The 17711-nt window shown below is 67.9% G+C and carries 16 protein-coding genes; 14 read left to right on the top strand and 2 right to left on the bottom strand.

From position 1 onward, the window contains the following. Positions 1–236: 236 nt before the first annotated feature. From AC3WLE_RS12755 to AC3WLE_RS12730, 6 genes are all read left to right on the top strand, one after another. Positions 237–1397 carry an FAD-dependent monooxygenase gene (locus tag AC3WLE_RS12755; RefSeq protein WP_492357086.1) on the top strand — a complete coding sequence of 387 codons (1161 nt, stop codon included), beginning with the start codon at positions 237–239 and terminating at the stop codon, positions 1395–1397. 87 nt (positions 1398–1484) lie between these two features. Continuing rightward, positions 1485–1982: a (2Fe-2S)-binding protein gene (locus tag AC3WLE_RS12750; RefSeq protein ID WP_492356522.1), complete on the top strand. Its 498-nt coding sequence runs from the start codon at positions 1485–1487 to the stop codon at positions 1980–1982. Positions 1983–2032: 50 nt separating this feature from the next. After that, positions 2033–4906, top strand: coding sequence for a c-type cytochrome (locus AC3WLE_RS12745; RefSeq protein WP_492356521.1), 2874 nt, complete (start codon positions 2033–2035; stop codon positions 4904–4906). 628 nt (positions 4907–5534) lie between these two features. Then, the gene (locus tag AC3WLE_RS12740; RefSeq protein WP_492321435.1) at positions 5535–6935 is read left to right on the top strand and encodes an MFS transporter; all 1401 of its coding nucleotides are present in this window, start codon (positions 5535–5537) and stop codon (positions 6933–6935) included. A gap of 200 nt (positions 6936–7135) precedes the next feature. Next, positions 7136–7786 (top strand): uracil phosphoribosyltransferase, encoded by a 651-nt coding sequence (upp, locus tag AC3WLE_RS12735; RefSeq protein ID WP_010812902.1) that lies wholly within the window; start codon positions 7136–7138, stop codon positions 7784–7786. 127 nt (positions 7787–7913) lie between these two features. After that, positions 7914–8078, top strand: coding sequence for a DUF3149 domain-containing protein (locus tag AC3WLE_RS12730; protein ID WP_010812903.1), 165 nt, complete (start codon positions 7914–7916; stop codon positions 8076–8078). A gap of 52 nt (positions 8079–8130) precedes the next feature. On the opposite strand, the gene AC3WLE_RS12725 is transcribed toward AC3WLE_RS12730, so the two are convergent. Then, positions 8131–9657 (bottom strand): helicase HerA-like C-terminal domain-containing protein, encoded by a 1527-nt coding sequence (locus AC3WLE_RS12725; RefSeq protein ID WP_492356519.1) that lies wholly within the window; start codon positions 9655–9657, stop codon positions 8131–8133. A 219-nt stretch (positions 9658–9876) separates the two neighbouring features. Between AC3WLE_RS12725 and AC3WLE_RS12720 the strand changes: the two genes are divergently transcribed. The 8 genes from AC3WLE_RS12720 (at position 9877) to rng (ending at position 17324) form a co-directional block, all read left to right on the top strand. After that, entirely contained in the window at positions 9877–10602 is a 726-nt protein-coding gene (locus tag AC3WLE_RS12720; RefSeq protein WP_010812905.1) for a YebC/PmpR family DNA-binding transcriptional regulator, read from the top strand. An 84-nt stretch (positions 10603–10686) separates the two neighbouring features. Then, on the top strand, positions 10687–11955 hold the full coding sequence (gene purD / locus AC3WLE_RS12715; protein ID WP_010812906.1) for a phosphoribosylamine--glycine ligase: 1269 nt from the start codon (positions 10687–10689) through the stop codon (positions 11953–11955). 179 nt (positions 11956–12134) lie between these two features. Further along, positions 12135–13046, top strand: coding sequence for an oxygen-dependent coproporphyrinogen oxidase (gene hemF, locus AC3WLE_RS12710; protein ID WP_492321433.1), 912 nt, complete (start codon positions 12135–12137; stop codon positions 13044–13046). A gap of 10 nt (positions 13047–13056) precedes the next feature. Continuing rightward, a complete protein-coding gene (locus AC3WLE_RS12705) occupies positions 13057–13791 on the top strand; it encodes a nicotinate-nucleotide adenylyltransferase (RefSeq protein WP_492321432.1) in 735 nt (244 codons plus the stop codon). A gap of 61 nt (positions 13792–13852) precedes the next feature. Continuing rightward, on the top strand, positions 13853–14590 hold the full coding sequence (gene rsfS / locus AC3WLE_RS12700) for a ribosome silencing factor (protein WP_492321431.1): 738 nt from the start codon (positions 13853–13855) through the stop codon (positions 14588–14590). A 53-nt stretch (positions 14591–14643) separates the two neighbouring features. Then, a complete protein-coding gene (rlmH, locus tag AC3WLE_RS12695) occupies positions 14644–15123 on the top strand; it encodes a 23S rRNA (pseudouridine(1915)-N(3))-methyltransferase RlmH (RefSeq protein WP_011614787.1) in 480 nt (159 codons plus the stop codon). A gap of 33 nt (positions 15124–15156) precedes the next feature. Further along, positions 15157–15771 carry a Maf family protein gene (locus tag AC3WLE_RS12690; protein ID WP_010812911.1) on the top strand — a complete coding sequence of 205 codons (615 nt, stop codon included), beginning with the start codon at positions 15157–15159 and terminating at the stop codon, positions 15769–15771. Between the two features lie 86 nt (positions 15772–15857). Further along, positions 15858–17324: a ribonuclease G gene (rng, locus tag AC3WLE_RS12685; protein WP_010812912.1), complete on the top strand. Its 1467-nt coding sequence runs from the start codon at positions 15858–15860 to the stop codon at positions 17322–17324. Between the two features lie 67 nt (positions 17325–17391). Here the strand turns inward: rng and AC3WLE_RS12680 are convergent, their stop codons facing one another. Beyond that, on the bottom strand, positions 17392–17706 hold the full coding sequence (locus AC3WLE_RS12680) for a hypothetical protein (RefSeq protein ID WP_492321430.1): 315 nt from the start codon (positions 17704–17706) through the stop codon (positions 17392–17394). Positions 17707–17711 lie beyond the last annotated feature (5 nt).

Genomic DNA, 17711 nt, shown 5'->3' with positions numbered 1-17711 from the left:
TCGCCGCGAATTCACTCGTTCAGTGCATACTTAACTAACCAGTCCCTGTTTTTGCGCGCAAATTCACCGATATAGCGCGATGTGTGAGCGTCTTCACGTTTCAGTAAGGGTTTTCCATAGGTTAATCAATTTCTTCTTTTACTTTGATATTTTGAGTGTGTACACTCGTTTTCAACGGTCGGCCGAGTGGCCGCCCCAGCCCCCATCGACCTTGTGTCATTGCCAGGAGAAAGAACGTGCAAGGCAAACCGCGAATCGCAGTTGTCGGCGCCGGACTCGGAGGGACGGCCGCGGCCGCCCTGCTGCAGCGAGCCGGCTTCCAAGTCAGGCTGTATGAACAGGCACCGGCGTTCTCGCGCCTGGGCGCGGGCATCCATGTGGGGCCCAACGTGATGAAGATCATGCGGCGCATCGGCATCGAGGACGCACTCAACGACATGGGCTGCCACCCCGACTACTGGTACAGCCGCGACGGCCTGAGCGGCGAGGTGATCGCGCAGATCCCGCTGGGCGACTACGCGGAGCGCCACTACGGCGCCAGCTACCTGACCGTGCACCGCGGCGACTTCCACAAGCTGCTGACCGACGCCGTGGCGCCCGACACGCTGTTCTTCAACAAGAAGCTGGACAGCGTCACCGACCAGGGCGACGTGGTGCAGTTGCGCTTCATCGACGGCACGGTCGAAGAGGCCGACATCGTGATCGGCGCGGACGGCGTCAACTCGCGCATCCGCGAGACGCTGCTGGGCGCCGAGCCGCCCAAGTACACCGGCTACGTGGCGCATCGCGCGGTGTTCCCGATCTCGCGCGTCAAGGGCTTCACGCATGAGCGCTGCACCAAGTGGTGGACCGACGACCGCCACATGATGGTCTACTTCGATACCAGCAAGCTCGACGAGATCTACTACGTCACCGGCGTGCCCGAGCCCGACTGGGACATGAGCAAGAGCTGGGTGCCGAGCAGCATCGAGGAAATGCGCGCCGCATTCGACGGCTGGCACGAGGGTGTGCAGTCGCTGATCGAAGGCACCGTCGAAGTGACCAAGTGGCCGCTGCTGGAGCGCGACCCGCTGCCGTTGTGGAGCCGGGGCCGCCTGGTGCTGCTCGGCGATGCCTGCCACCCGATGAAGCCGCACATGGCACAAGGCGCCGCGATGGCGATCGAGGATGCCGCGATGCTTACGCGCTGCTTCACCGAGACCGGCGTGGACGACTTCGCCTCGGCATTCGCGCTGTATGAAGCGAACCGCAACGAGCGCGCAAGCAAGGTCCAGCTGGTCTCGCACAACAACACCTGGCTGCGCAGCAACGAGAACCCCGACTGGTGTTTCGGCTACGATGTCTTCAACGTGCCGCTGGTGTCGGCCGGGACCGGGACGCTGTCCGCAGCGGCCTGACGCCTGACCAACCCTGCCCGCCGCAGCCCCTCATCGAAGGGGCGCGGCGCAGCGATGCGTGATGTTCAAACCGCCCCCAAGCCCCCGATGAACACGCCCCGCCCCCTGACGCTGCAAGTCAATCACACCGAGCACACGCTGAGCGTGGCCCCTGACACGCCGCTGCTCTACATCCTGCGCAACGACCTGTGCTGCAACGGGCCCAAGTACGGCTGCGGCCTGGGCCAGTGCGGCGCCTGCACGGTGCTGGTGGACGGCATGCCGGCGCGCGCCTGCGTGCTGCCGGTCAGGGCCGTGGTCGGGCACGCCGTCACCACGCTGGAAGGACTGGGCACCGATGCGCAGCCCGACCCGGTGCAGCAAGCGTTTATCGACGAGCAGGCCGCGCAATGCGGCTATTGCCTGAATGGCATGATCATGACCGCCAAGGCGCTGCTCGCGCAGAATCCCGATCCCGATGAGGCCCAGATCCGCGAGGCGCTGCGCTTCAACCTGTGCCGCTGCGGCACCCACGTGGAAATCGTGCGCGCGGTGCAACGTGCCGCGATGCTGCAACGGCAAGCGGCCGCGGGGGCCGCATCGTGAACGAAGGACTCGTGCCCCAGGCCACCCCTGCGACCGCGGTCGCGGGCAGCATGCCGCCGCCCGCCGCCGACTGCCTGGTTGCCCGGGTGCTGACACCGCCTGGCCTGCGCTGGATCGACGGCAAGCCACTGGCGGCACGCCTGCTGGGCGCGCAGCGCGAGGCCGCGCTGGCGCTGCCGGGCGTGCGCGCGGTCGTCATCCGCAACAACTTTGCCGGCGTGGCGGCGGCTTCCGGCGCACAGGCCGCCGACGCAATCCAGGCGCTGCAGGCACGATGGTCCGCCCCGCCCCGCGCCGGCGACGCGCCGGTAACGCGCCACGCGCTGGCCCGGCGCGGCAATGCCGATGCGGTGCTGGCCGGCGGCGCTGCGCGCCACACGCAGCACTACCAGTGGCCGCTGGCCGGCACCCGCGGCGAGGCGTATTGCACGGCCGTCGCCGACTGGCGCGACGGCAAGCTGACCGTGTGGCTGCCGAGCACGCGCCCTGGCGCGCTGCGCGCCGAGCTTGCCGCGCTGCTGGGCATCGCGCAGCAACAGGTGGTGCTGGCCTGCTGGCAGGCGCCCGACGACCGCGCGGACCCCGCCCTGCTCGCGCCGCACGCCGCCGCCGACGCGGCGCTGCTGGCCCACGCCGCCGGACTGCCCGTGATGCGTCGGCTGTGTGCCGCCGACCTGGGTCTTGCCGATGCCGCGCTCGATATGCGCGTCGACACCGCGCTGGCCGGCACTGCCATCGAAGCCTACGCCGCAACGCTGGCGGGCACCGCCGCCCCGGCCGTACCGCTGGCGCTGTGGCTGACGCATACGGCATCGCCCGTGGCGGACGGCATCGATGCCGACCATGCAGGCGACACCGCCATGCCGCCCTATCGCATCCCGCATGTCGACCTGGTTGCGACAGGCAACGCCGCCGCGTTCGATGCCGCGCCACTGGCGGCCGCCCGGGCCCAGGTGTTCGCCCGGGAATCCCATCTCGACGAGCTTGCCGCCGCCTCCGGCACCGATCCGGTCGCGCTGCGGCTGGCGCATCTCGACGATGCGCGCGGCACGGCACTGGTACGGCAAGTGGCCGAGCGCGCCGCCTGGACGCCGGCCGCGCCCCGCGCCAACACAGCGGCAGGCAACGTACAGCGCGGCCGCGGCTTTGCCTATGCCCACACCATCGATCACGAAGCCGGGCAGACCTGGTCGGCATGGGTGGCCGAGGTCGAGGTCGACGGCACCACCGGCGAGCTGGCGGTCACGCGCGTGACGGTGGGGCATGACAGTGAATCGCTGCCGCGCGCGCAAGCCGCGCCGTCCGCGCGCTCGCTGGAGCTGGCCGTGGCCGATGCTGCCCTGCAGCTGACGTCGGCCACGCCCGCCTTCGACACCTGGCCGGCCGAGGCGCCATCTGCCAGCCAGGCGCTGCCAGCCGTGCCGGGCAGCGCCCTGCCGGAAGTCCGCCTGGCCGGCACGCTCGCTCCGCATGACGCGCTGGCTGCCAGCCCGACCGGCACCATGCCCGCCGCCGCGGCCGTGGCCAATGCCATCTACGATGCCACCGGCGTGCGCCTGCGCGCGCCGCCCTTCAGCGCCGACCGCATCCGCCTGGCGCTGGCCGAAGCCAGGCCCGGCAACCAGCGCAGTAAGCGCGGCTGGATCGCCGCAGCCGCCGCTGCCGCTGCGGGCGTGTGCGCCACGCTGCTGCCCTGGCGCGCGCCGATCGCACCGGTGGCGCCGCCCGAAGCGGGCTTCTATTCCGCCGCCACGCTCGAACGCGGCCGGCGGGTGGCCGCCGCGGGAGACTGTGCGGTTTGCCATACCGTGCCGGGCGGCGTGAAGAACGCCGGCGGCCTGCCGCTGGAGACGCCCTTCGGCACGGTCTACAGCACCAATATCACCCCGGATGTGCAGACCGGCATCGGCAACTGGTCCTTCGCCGCGTTCGAGCGCGCCATGCGCGAGGGCATCCACCGCGACGGGCGCCGCCTGTATCCCGCGTTCCCGTACACCGCATTCGCGAAGATCAGCGACGGCGACATGCAGGCGCTATACGGGTACCTGATGTCGGCAGAGCCGGTGAAAGCCGAAGTCCCGCAGACGCAGCTGGCGTTCCCCTTCAACGTGCGCCCGCTGCTGGCCGGCTGGAACCTGCTGTTCCATCGCAACGAGCGCTTTACACCGGACCCGTCGCGCTCCGCGCAATGGAATCGCGGCGCGTACCTGGCCGAAGGGCTGGGCCACTGCAGCGCCTGCCATTCGCCGCGCAACGCGCTCGGCGGCGAAAAGGGCGGCCGCCAGTACCTGACCGGCGGCAGCGCCGAAGGCTGGGAAGCGCCGCCGCTGACCGCGCTGTCGCAAGCACCGCTGCCCTGGACCGAAGCGGCGCTGTTCACCTACCTGCGCGGCGGCTATGCACCGCACCATGGCGCCGCGGCCGGACCGATGGCACCGGTGGTCGAGGAACTGGCGCAACTGCCTGAGTCCGACGTGCGCGCGATTGCGCACTACGTGGCCTCGTTCGGCACGCCAGCGCCCTCGCCTGCCGTACTGGCCGCACAGGCAGCGCAGATCGAGCAGCGCAGCGCGCAGGCCGCGCGCACCCTGGGCGGTCCCGGCGAACGCCTGTACCAGAGCGCATGCGCGGTCTGCCACCAGTCGGACCAGGGCATCGCCCAGTTCGGCGTCAAGCCTTCGCTGGCGCTCAATACGAACCTGCACAGCAAGCTGCCGGACAACGTGATCCAGGTGCTGCTGCAAGGCATGCCGGCACCGCCCAACAGCGAACTGGGGGCGATGCCGGCCTATGCCGACACGCTCGACGACCAGCAGATCGCGCAACTGACGCAGTACCTGCGCGCGCGCTTTGCGCCCGACAAACCCGCATGGCAGGACCTGGAGAACACCGTCGCGCGCCTGCGCGCGGCGCCTGCCCACTAGGACTAATCCAGACCTTGCGGGGCCGGCGCGCCGGCCTTCCGCATCCACGCTGACCGCACCTACGCCGTGCCTGGCAAGGCGCTTCGCCACCGGGCAGGGACACGTGCATTCCCGCGCCGGCGCCATGCGCGCCACGCGCGGGAAAACCCCGAGGAGGGAAAACGCAATTCGGCCTTGCCCGCCAGTTTCATGTAGCTTACGCTGAACGATCATGTAGTGCGCACTACATGAGTGCCGCGTGGCTCGCAGCGGTGCCTCCCCGCACAAGGACGGCGCGCCGCAAGCGGCAGACGAGACAACAAAACTAAAAGATTGGCCCTTTACATCACCGGAAGCGCTGGCCCGGGGCTTGCATAGTCCCCCGCAGCGCCGACCGGGAGGCCGGGCCTGGACCAACCAAGGGTAGACAACAAGGAGTGACTATGTCGTATCAGAACCAAGCAGGTGTCGCGAGCGTGCTACCAGGTTAGTTCCAGCCTCGCCAATTGGAGTACTCACCACGTTTCGTTGCAATTCGGTGCGACTGCCCCGGTGTGATCATCACGCATTAGTCAGTACCGTCTGGCCCCGCTTCGATAAACGTGTGCGTCCGAGTTCAAGAACCAGCCTATAAAGACAGGTAGACAACATGTCGTCATCAATTTCATCCATGGCAACAACGACCATCCCGGAAGTCACGCTAGGCTCGGCTCCGCAGCCCAGCGCGAGGGGAGCGTCGTCTCAAACCATCACGATCGAGCAAGGCATCCGCGCGGCCGGCGTCGGCCGGTTCCAGTATCGGCTCTTTGTCATCTTCGGCCTGGTCTGGCTCGCTGACGCGATGCAGGTGCTGTCGATCGGCTTCACCGCGCCGTCGATCGCGGCGACGTTTGGCATTCCCGTACCGACGGCCTTGCAGACCGGGACGATGTTCTTTGTCGGCATGCTGATCGGCGCTTTCGTGTTCGGCCGGCTGGCTGACAGGATCGGACGCCGGCCAGTGCTGATGATGGCGGTGGTCATCGACGCCATCTGCGGTGTCGCTTCAGCCTTTGCACCGGACTTCCAGTGGCTGCTGTTGCTGCGTTTCCTGACCGGCATCGGCGTTGGCGGCACGCTGCCGGTCGACTACACCATGATGGCCGAGTTCCTGCCCTCGGACCGGCGCGGTCGCTGGCTGGTCCTGCTGGAGTCGTTCTGGGCCGTCGGCACGATCCTGCTCGCCATTCTTGCGCTGATCGCCGTGTCGCGAGGCAATGATGCCTGGCGGCTGATCTTCCTCGTCACGGGCATCCCCGCCCTGGTCGGCGTGGTGTTCCGTTTCTTTGTTCCCGAGTCTCCGCTCTACCTGAATAAATCGGGACGCTCGGCCGAGGCGCGCGCGGTGCTGCAGCGTGTCGCCACCGCCAATCGCGTGTCCGTTGAAATCGGCAACCTGGAGCCGCAGCCGATGGAGCGCAAGTCGGTCTTTGCGCTGTTCGCGCGCGGATGCCGGCGCCGCACCATCTGCCTGCTTGCCGCCTGGGCGCTCATCTCGATCGCCTACTACGGCGTCTTCGTCTATCTGCCGGTCAAGCTGGCGGGCCAGGGCTTTGGCTTCATGCGCGGCCAGGTCTTCCTGATCGTGCTCGCGCTGGTGCAGCTTCCCGGGTTCGCGCTGGCCGCGCACGGCGTCGAGCGCTGGGGCCGCAAGCCGACCCTGATCGGCTTCCTGCTGCTCAGCGCGGCAGGCTGCATGCTCTACAGCCTGGGTACGTCCACCGCGCTTATCGTCGGCTCGACCCTGCTGATGAGCTTCTCGCTCCTCGGTACCTGGGGCGCCCTCTACGCCTTCACGCCCGAGGTGTACCCGACCGACCTGCGGGCCAGCGGGATGGGCACTGCGGGTGCGATGGCGCGCTTTGGCGGCCTGTTCGCGCCGTCCATCATTGCACCGATCATGGCCAGCCAGTTCACCCTCGCCCTTGCGCTGCTTTCGTCATTTCTTGCCGTGGCGGCAATCGCCATCTACATGGTGGATATCGAGTCGAAGAACCGCGCGCTCGACTAGCGCAAGGCGCCGCCGGACGCTCCCGGCAGTTCAGGGAGCCCGCCGGCGGCGCTGGCGTGGCGGGTCCCGAAAGCGAAGCCACGGGCAGGGCGGCCCGCTTCCATTACAATCCGGCTGCAACGGCGCGGCGCGTGGTCGACCCGATCTCGCCGCCCGCTTCACCTGCTTGCCCCTATCCCGCCGAGCCCTCGCCGCCAGCCATGAAACAAGACCCGCGCTTTCCCAACCTGTTCATCCTCGACCACCCGCTGATCCAGCACAAGCTCTCGCACATGCGCGACAAGGAAACGTCGACGCGCACCTTCCGCGAACTGCTGCGCGAGATCACGCTGCTGATGGGCTATGAGATCACCCGCAACCTGCCGCTGACCACGCGCCGCATCGAGACGCCGCTGGTGGAGCTGGACGCGCCGGTGATCGCCGGCAAGAAGCTGACCATCGTGCCGGTACTGCGCGCGGGCGTGGGCATGAGCGACGGCCTGGTCGAGCTGATCCCGTCGGCGCGCATCGGCCATATCGGCGTGTACCGCGACGAGCAGCACCGCCCGGTGGAATACCTGGTGCGCCTGCCCGACGTGGAGGACCGCAGCTTCATCCTGTGCGACCCGATGGTCGCCACGGGCTATTCGGCTGCGCATGCCGTGGATGTGCTCAAGCGGCGCGGCGTGAAGGACGAGGCCATCACCTTCGTTGCGCTGGTGGCGGCGCCCGAGGGCGTGGAGGTGTTCCAGAAGGCGCATCCGAACGTGCAGCTGTTCGTGGCCTCGCTCGACAGCCATCTCGACGAGCACGCCTACATCGTGCCGGGCCTGGGCGATGCGGGCGACCGCCTGTTCGGCACCAAGAACTGAGTGGCGCGCGGCGGGCTGGCTTGCGCTTGACCGGCCTCAATAGTCCGCGCCACAGGGCTCCCTACACTGGCGGCAGGCGCCGGCGAGACCTCGCCGGCGGCCATCGCCAAAGCAAAGGGAGCCAAGCATGGAAGCCTTCAAGATCCTGTTCAGTACCAGCACCGGCCTGATGAGCCTGGGCGTGATCGTCTTCATCATCGGCATGGGGTGGTTCTTCGCGCGGATGTTCGCGCGCAAGATGCGCGAGGATGCGGCAGCGGCCAAGGCGCAGCAACAAGCGCAGCGCCGCTAAGGAAAAGGGCCGCTTCGCGCGGCCCTTTCCGTCATTGCGTCAGTCCGGGTCTTTACTTCTTCTTGCCCAGCAGGCTCCCCAGCACGCCGCGGATCAGCTCGCGCCCGACCTGCGAGCCCACCGTGCGCGCGGCCGACTTGGCCATCGACTCCAGGATCGAATCGCCGCGGCCGGTCTTGCCGGTGCCCTTGGTCAGCGTGCCGAAGATGTCGCCGGCCGTGCCGAGCCAGCCGCTGTCCTGCTCGCCCGCTGGCTGCCCCGCCGGCGCGCCGCCAGCGCCCTTGCCGTTGCCATTGCCGACCGTCGCCACGCTGCCGCGCAGCTTTTCATAGGCGGATTCGCGATCCACGGTCTTCTCGTAGGTGCCCGCCACCAGCGAACTTGCAATCAGCTGCTTGCGCTCTTCCTCCGTCGCCGGGCCGATGCGGCTGCCCGGTGCCAGCACCCAGGCGCGCTCGGTCACGCAGGGCGTGCCCTTGGCGTCAAGGAACGACACCAGGGCCTCGCCCACGCCCAGTTCGCTGATCGCGGTTTCCAGGTCCAGCTTGGGGTTGGCGCGCATGGTGGTGGCCGCCACCTTGACCGCCTTCTGGTCGCGCGGGGTAAAGGCGCGCAGCGCATGCTGCACGCGGTTGCCCAGCTGGCCCAGCACGGTGTCGGGGATGTCGATCGGGTTCTGCGTGACGAAGTACACGCCCACGCCCTTGGAACGCACCAGCCGCACCACCTGCTCGATCTTGTCGAGCAGCGCCTTGGGCGCATCGTTGAACAGCAGGTGGGCCTCGTCGAAGAAGAACACCAGCTTGGGCTTGTCCAGGTCGCCGGCCTCGGGCAGCTTCTCGAACAGCTCGGACAGCATCCACAGCAAGAAGGTCGCGTACAGCCGCGGCGCGTTCATCAGCTTGTCGGCGGCCAGGATATTGACCACGCCCTGGCCCTTCTCGGTCTGGCTGAAGTCTTCCAGGTTCAGCATCGGCTCGCCGAAGAAGACGTCCCCGCCCTGCGATTCCAGCGCGATCAGCCCGCGCTGGATGGCGCCGACCGAGGCGGCCGAGATATTGCCGTACTCGGTGGTGAACTGGCCGGCGTTGTCGCCGACGTACTGCAGCATGGCGCGCAGGTCCTTGGCGTCGAGCAGCAGCAGGCCATTGGCGTCGGCAATGCGGAACACCAGGTTCAGCACGCCCTGCTGGGTGTCGTTCAACTCCAGCATGCGCGACAGCAGCAGCGGGCCCATGTGCGAGACCGTGGCGCGCACCGGGTGGCCCTTCTCGCCGAACACGTCCCACAGCGTGGTCGGGCACGCGCCCCATGCCGGCTCCGGCAGGTTCAGGTCGGCCAGGCGCTGTTTTAGCTTGTCGGACGGCTGGCCGGCCTGCGAAATGCCGGTCAAGTCACCTTTGACGTCCGCCATGAAGACCGGCACGCCCAGTCGCGAGAAGCCCTGCGCCAGGGTCTGCAGCGTGACGGTCTTGCCGGTGCCGGTGGCGCCGGTGATCAGCCCGTGCCGGTTGCCCATCTGCGGCAGCAGCACCAGTTCATGTTCGGCGTTCTTGGCGATGAGGATGGGGTCGGCCATGATGTTCCTGGGGTTTTGAGGTCTGGCACCGCGGGACTCGCCACGGCAGCGGCGCGGGCAGGCCCGCGTGATAAAATCCTGGGCTGATTATAGCCAGCCGCCAGGCATATCCGTCACCTGGCGCGCGCTGTCCGAGGGCTTTGCCACCCCGGCCACGGCGCGCATGGCAACCCCGCACAACATCACCGCAGATCACCGCATTCCGCTTCGGAGAGAATCATGGCCGGTCACTCGAAATGGGCCAATATCAAACACAAGAAGGCCGCCGCTGACGCCAAGCGCGGCAAGATCTGGACCCGCCTGATCAAGGAAATCACCGTTGCCGCCAAGCTCGGCGGCGGCGATGTCGACTCCAACCCGCGCCTGCGCCTGTCGATCGACAAGGCCATGGACGCGAACATGCCCAAGGACAACATCCAGCGCGCGATCCAGCGCGGCGTGGGCGGCATGGAAGGCGCCAACTACGAAGAGATCCGCTACGAGGGCTACGGCCTGGCCGGCGCGGCCATCATCGTCGACTGCCTGACCGACAACCGCACCCGCACCGTGGCCGAAGTGCGCCATGCGTTCTCCAAGCACGGCGGCAACATGGGCACCGAAGGTTCGGTGGCGTTCATGTTCACCCACTGCGGCCAGTTCCTGTATGCCCCCGGCACGCCGGAAGACAAGCTGATGGAAGCCGCGCTCGAAGCCGGCGCCGACGACGTCGTCACCAACGACGACGGTTCGATCGAAGTCACCTGCCCGCCCAACGATTTCTCGGCGGTCAAGGCCGCACTGGAAGCCGCCGGCTTCAAGGCGGAAGTGGCCGACGTGGTGATGAAGCCGCAGAACGAAGTCAGCTTTGCCGGCGACGACGCGGCCAAGATGCAGAAACTGCTCGACGCCCTGGAAAACCTGGACGACGTGCAGGAAGTCTTCACCAATGCGGTGATCGAAGACTAAGCTGCAACAAGCCCCCATCGGCGGCGCCCCGGACACAGCCCAGGCCGCCGCCTTTTAGTATGTGTTTCTTTTCTGGCAGTGATCATGAAAGTATTGGTTGTCGGCTCGGGTGGACGTGAACACGCGCTGGCCTGGAAATTGGCCCAGTCCCCCAAGGTGCAGGTGGTGTACGTGGCGCCGGGCAACGGCGGGACCGCGCTCGACAAGCGCCTGCAGAATGTTCCGCTGACCGACCCCGAGGTCATCGCCGCCTTTGCCGAGCGCGAGGGCGTGGCCTTCACCGTGGTCGGCCCCGAGGCCCCGCTGGCCGCCGGCATTGTCGATATCTTCCGCGCCAAGGGCCTGCGCATCTTCGGGCCGACCCAGGCTGCCGCGCAGCTGGAATCGTCCAAGGACTTCGCCAAGGCGTTCATGGAGCGCCACGGCATCCCGACCGCCGCTTACCAGACCTTCTCCGACGCCACCCAGGCGCACGCCTACATCGACGCCCAGGGCGCTCCGATCGTGATCAAGGCCGACGGCCTGGCCGCGGGCAAGGGCGTGGTGGTGGCGATGTCGCTGGAAGAAGCGCACACCGCGGTCGACATGATGCTGGCCGACAACAAGCTCGGCGACGCCGGCGCGCGCGTGGTGATCGAAGAGTTCCTGGACGGCGAGGAAGCCAGCTTTATCGTGCTGGTCGACGGCAAGAACGTGCTGGCGCTGGCCACCAGCCAGGACCACAAGCGCCTGCTGGATGCCGACGCCGGGCCCAACACCGGCGGCATGGGCGCGTATTCCCCCGCCCCGGTGGTCACGCCCGCGCTGCATGCGCGCGCGCTGCGCGAGATCATCCTGCCGACCGTGCGCGGCATGGAAAAGGACGGCATCCCGTACACGGGCTTCCTGTACGCCGGCCTGATGATCGACAAGGACGGCAACCTGAAGACGCTGGAATTCAACTGCCGCATGGGCGACCCCGAAACCCAGCCGATCCTGGCGCGCCTGAAGACCGACCTGGTCGATGTGATGGAGCACGCCGTCAACGGCAAGCTCGACAGCATCGAGCTGGACTGGGACCGCCGCACCGCGCTGGGCGTGGTGATGGCCGCCTACGGCTATCCCGACAGCCCGCGCAAGGGCGATGCCATCACCGGCATCCCGGCCGAGACCGACGACAGCGTGACCTTCCACGCCGGCACCACCCTCAAGGACGGCACCCTGCTGACGTCGGGCGGGCGCGTGCTGTGCGTGGTGGGCCTGGCCGACACCGTCAAGGCAGCGCAGCGCGCCGCCTATGCCGCGGTCGAGCAGATCCGCTTCGACGGCATGCAGTACCGGACCGACATCGGCTACCGCGCCATCAAGCGCTGATCCTTCCCGGCAAACGCCGTTCCGGCCGGCATGGCTGATCCGCCTTGCCGGCCAGCTTTGGACCTGCGCGACCCGCCGGCCGCCTCAGCCGGTACAATCGTGACAACGCTGTGACGCGCCCGGCAGCCGCCAAGGCTGCCAGGCTGCCCTCAGCCCGGTCCATCCGCTTTCCGCCAACCATGATCGATTCCCAGGCAGTCCGTGCCTATCTGCTCGGTCTGCAAGACCGCATCACCGATGCCATCGGTGCCATCGACGGCCAGCCGTTCCTGACCGACGCCTGGGAGAAACCGCCCACCGAACGCCTGCGCGGCAGTGGCCGCACCCGCATCCTGGAAGGCGGCGCGGTGATGGAGCGCGCCGGCGTGGGCTTCTCGCACGTGAGCGGCGACACCCTGCCGCCGTCAGCCACCGCCAATCGGCCGGAACTGGCCGGGCGCAGCTTCGAGGCCATGGGCGTGTCGCTGGTGTTCCACCCGCGCAATCCCTATGTGCCCACGGTCCATATGAACGTGCGCTGCTTCCTGGCGCTCAAGCCGGGGACCGAGCCGGTATGGTGGTTCGGCGGCGGCATGGACCTGACGCCCTACTACGGCGACGCCGGCGACTGCGCGCACTTCCACCGCACCTGCCAGCAGGCGCTGGCGCCCTACGGCGACGACCTGTACCCGCGCTTCAAGCAGTGGTGCGACGAGTATTTCTTCCTGCGCCACCGCAACGAGGCGCGCGGCGTGGGCGGGATCTTCTTCGATGACTTCTCCGCGCTGGGCTTCGAGCGCAGCTTCGCCATGATGCAATCGGTCGGCGACGCCTTCCTGGACGCCTACCTGCCGATCCTGCAGGCGCGCAAGGACACGCCCTACGGCGAGCGCGAGCGCGGCTTCCAGGCCTACCGGCGCGGGCGCTACGTCGAATTCAACCTCGTGTTCGACCGCGGCACGCTGTTCGGCCTGCAGTCGGGCGGACGCGCCGAATCCATCCTGATGTCGATGCCGCCGCTGGTGACCTGGCGCTATGACTGGCAACCGGAACCGGGCAGCCCCGAAGCGGCGCTGTACACCGATTTCCTGCCAGCGCGCGACTGGGCCTGACGCCTGACCTATGGCCAATCCAGCGCAACACCGCAAGCCCGCCGCCGACGCGGGAGAACCGCCGCAACCGTCCGCCCGCCCCTATCGCTTGGGTATCCTGGGCGGCACATTTGATCCTCCCCACGTCGGCCACCTGGCACTGGCGCGGCTGTGCATCGAACACCTCGGGCTGGATGAGCTGGTGTGGATACCCACCGGCCAGTCGTGGCAAAAAGGCGACGACGTGACCCCTGCCGCCGACCGCCTGGCCATGACCGAACTCGCCGCCGCGGCGCTTGGCGACAGCGGCGCCAAAGTCCGCGTGAGCCGCATGGAAGTGGACCGCGCCGGCCCCAGCTACACCATCGACACCGTACGCCAGCTGCGCGCCGAATACGGCCCCGAAACCTCGCTGTGCTGGCTGATGGGCGCCGACCAGCTGCTGCGCCTGCACACCTGGCACGGCTGGCAGGCACTGTTCGAACACGTGCACCTGTGCACCGCCACGCGGCCGCGCTTTGAACTGGCGGCACTGGAGGGTCCGGTGCTGGCGGCACTGGCCGAACGCCAGGCTGACACGCACCTGATACAATGCACGCCCTCCGGCCGGATGTGGATCGACCAGACGCTCGCCGTCGACCTGTCTTCCACCCACCTGCGCCAGCGGCTGGCAGCCGGCCAGCCGGCAGATGACCAACTGCCGCCCGGCGTGGCACACTACATTGCCAACCACGGGCTGTACCGCAACGCCCCGGCCAGGGCATGACCGGGGTTGCACCAGTCCCGGCGCCCACCCCCAACCGATCTCAGCTGAACAAGAAGACACCATGGATATTCGTAAACTGCAACGCGCCATCGTCGACGGCCTCGAGGATGTCAAAGCGCAGGACATCAAGGTGTACGACACCAGCCACCTGACTGAACTGTTCGACCGGGTGGTGATTGCCAGCGGGACATCCAACCGCCAGACCAAGGCGCTGGCAGCGTCGGTGCGGGATACGGTGAAGGGAGCCGGCGGCCATATCGTGGCGGTCGAGGGCCTGGAAACCGGCGAATGGGTGCTGGTCGACTGTGGCGACGCCGTGGTCCACATCCTGCAGCCGCAGTTGCGCCTGTACTACAACCTGGAAGAAATCTGGGGCGACAAGCCGGTGCGCATGAAGCTGGCCGCTGGCGGCCGCGGCCTGGCCAAGGCCAGCGAGCCGATGGACGAGGACGAGGAAGAAGCCCCGGTGCGCACCGTGCGCCGCGCCAGCAACCTGCGCCCCGCGCTGGCCCGCCTGCCCGAAGGCATGAAGGAGCCGTCGCCGCCGATGGGCCATGAGGACACCGACGCGGACGCCATCGCCACCATCCGCAAGCCGGCCCGCAAGACCGCCACCAAGACGGCAGCGACCAAGACCGCCGGCACCCGCGCCGCGGCGCCGCGCAAGACCGCTGCCGGCACCACCGCGCGCAAGACCGCAACCAAGACCGCGGCCAAGAAGGCCCCGAGCAAGACCGCTGCCAGCAAGACCGCAGCAGCCAAGCCGGCCGCGCGCAAGCGCACCACCCGCTCGGCCTGAGTCCCGGCGCGCGGCCGCCCGGCGGCCGCGCAGCATGACCCATCCCCTGCCCCATGCAACTGGTGATCGTGGCCGTCGGCCACAAGATGCCCGGCTGGATCGAGACCGGCTTCAGCGAGTACGCCAAGCGCATGCCGCCCGAGCTGCGCATCGAACTGCGCGAGGTCAAGCCCGAAACCCGCTCGTCCAGCAACAACGCCGCCACCGTGATGCAGCGCGAAGCCGCGCGCATCGAGGCGGTGCTGGGCTCGCTGTCGAAACAGTGTCGCATCGTCGCGCTGGATGAGCGCGGGCGCGACTTCACCACCGTGCAACTGGCCGCGCAGCTGACCGACTGGCAGCGCGAGGGCGGCGACGTGGCCTTCCTGATCGGCGGCGCCGACGGGCTCGATCCCGCCCTGAAAGCCCGCGCCAGCACCCTGATCCGGCTGTCCAGCCTGACCCTGCCGCACGGCATGGTGCGCGTGCTGCTGGCCGAGCAGCTGTACCGCGCCTGGTCCGTCACACAGAACCACCCCTATCATCGGGCCTGATCCCGGCTGTCGCCGGTAGGCCCCTCCGCCGCGATGCCCGACACCCTGCACGACTACCTTTACCTCGCCTCGCAGAGCCCGCGCCGCCGCGAGCTGCTGACCCAGCTCGGCGTGCGCTACGAACTGCTGCTGGCCGATGACGACGAGGATGCCGAAGCGCTCGAGGCCGTCCAGCCCGGCGAGACCCCCGACGACTACGTCCAGCGCGTCTGCGCGCTGAAGGCCGAAGCCGCGCTGCGCCGCCGCGAACGCCGCGCGCTGCCCGATGCGCCGGTGCTGACCTCCGACACCACGGTCTGCCTGGGCGGCCGCATCCTGGGCAAACCCGCCGACGGCGCCGATGCCGCGGCCATGCTGGGCGCGCTCTCGGGCAGCACCCACCGCGTCCTGACCGCCGTGACGATCGTGTCGACCACGGGCATGCGGCATGCGCTGTCGATCTCGGAAGTCACCTTCCGCCCGATGCAGCCCGCCGAGATCGAACGCTACGTCGCCAGCGGCGAGCCGCTCGGCAAGGCCGGTGCCTACGGCATCCAGGGCCGGGCGGCGGAGTTCGTCGAGCGGATCAGTGGCAGCTATTCAGGTATCATGGGCTTGCCCTTGTTTGAGACGGCGGCGTTACTTCGCCAGGCCCGCCTGCAGTTCTGAGCAGCGCCCTCCGTGCCCAGACAAGACCCGGCCCAGCGCCGGGCCACCCTATACAGCCGGGCCACCGGCGACGCGTTTCACCCGCTATGACTGAAGACATCCTCGTCAACATCACGCCCCAAGAGACCCGCGTCGCCATCGTGCAGCAGGCCGCGGTGCAGGAACTGCATGTCGAACGCACGCTCACCCGCGGGCTGGTCGGCAATATCTACCTGGGCAAGGTGGTGCGCGTGCTGCCCGGCATGCAATCGGCCTTTATCGATATCGGCCTGGAGCGCGCCGCCTTCCTGCACGTGGCCGACATCTGGCATCCGCGTGATGCCGACCGCAACAATTCCACCCCGCAGCTGGCCATCGAGAAGACCCTGTTCGAAGGCCAGGCACTCATGGTGCAGGTGATCAAGGACCCGATCGGCACCAAGGGGGCGCGCCTGTCCACCCAGGTGAGCATCGCCGGGCGTACCCTGGTGTACCTGCCGCAGGACCCGCATATCGGCATCTCGCAGCGCATCGAGGGCGAAGTGGACCGCGAGGCGCTGCGCAGCCGCGTGCAGGGCCTGGTGCCCGACGACGAGCGCGGCGGCTTTATCGTGCGCACCATTGCCGAGGAAGCGACCGACGAAGAACTCGGCAACGATATCGCCTACCTGCGCAAGATCTGGGGCGCGATCCGCCAGAACGCCACTACCCTGCCCGCGCCCAACCTGCTTTACCAGGACCTGAACCTGGCCCAGCGCGTGCTGCGCGACTTTATCAACGACGCCACCGGCGTGATCCAGATCGACTCGCGCGAGAACTACCAGATGCTGCTGGAGTTCGCCAAGGAATACACCCCGGCGGTGCTGCCGCGGCTGTCGCACTACACCGGCGAGCGCCCGATCTTCGACCTGTTCAATATCGACGCCGAGATCGAGAAGGCGCTGTCGCGCCGGGTGGACCTGAAGTCGGGCGGCTACCTGATGATCGACCAGACCGAGGCGATGACGACCATCGACGTCAACACCGGCGGCTACGTGGGCGCGCGCAACTTCGACGACACCATCTTCAAGACCAACCTGGAGGCGGCCCACACCATCGCGCGGCAGCTGCGCCTGCGCAACCTCGGCGGCATCATCATCATCGACTTCATTGATATGGAGAACGCCGAGCACCGCGACGCGGTGCTGTCCGAGCTGAAGCGAGCGCTCGCACGCGACCGCACCCGCATCACGGTCAACAGCTTCTCGCAACTGGGCCTGGTCGAGATGACGCGCAAGCGCACGCGCGAGTCGCTGGCGCATGTGCTGTGCGAGCAATGCCCGGTCTGCCACGGCAAGGGCCAGGTCAAGACGCCGCGTACGGCCTGCTACGACATCCTGCGCGAGATCATGCGCGAATCGCGCCAGTTCAACCCGCGCGAATTCCGCATCCTGGCCTCGCAGGAAGTGATCGACCTGTTCCTGGAAGAAGAAAGCCAGCATCTGGCGATGCTTGGCGACTTCATCGGCAAGCCGATTTCGCTGCAGGTGGAATCGACGTTCCACCAGGAACAGTACGACATCATCCTGATGTGAAGATGCCGGCGCAGGCATGGAAAGGCCCGCTCACTGGCGGGCCTTTCTGCATTCTGGCCGGACCAGGCTAGGGCCGGATCACGACTTGCGGACTCACCACGAAGGCGGGTTCGGGCTGGTAGTACACGGCCGGCGGCGGCTGGTACACGACCGGCCGGTCCTTGCACTTGCGCTCCTCCTTGTACTCGCCGTTGTCTTTCCACTTGCGCTTGATCTTGCAGTTGCCGACCCAGAATTCTTCCTTGTAGTCGCCGCCCTTGTACCGGCGCGCGTAGCGGTGATCATCATCGTCGTCCCAGTCGTCGTCGGCCTGGGCGGCGGCGGAGAAGGTGCCAAGGAGCACGGGCAATACGATGAGGGCAACAAGGGCGCGGGGCTTCATTTTTT

The organism is Cupriavidus sp. FW306-1B-F12B (assembly GCF_058781795.1).
Note: the sequence above shows the minus strand (reverse complement) of the source record. Positions and strands in the feature narration are given on the sequence as shown.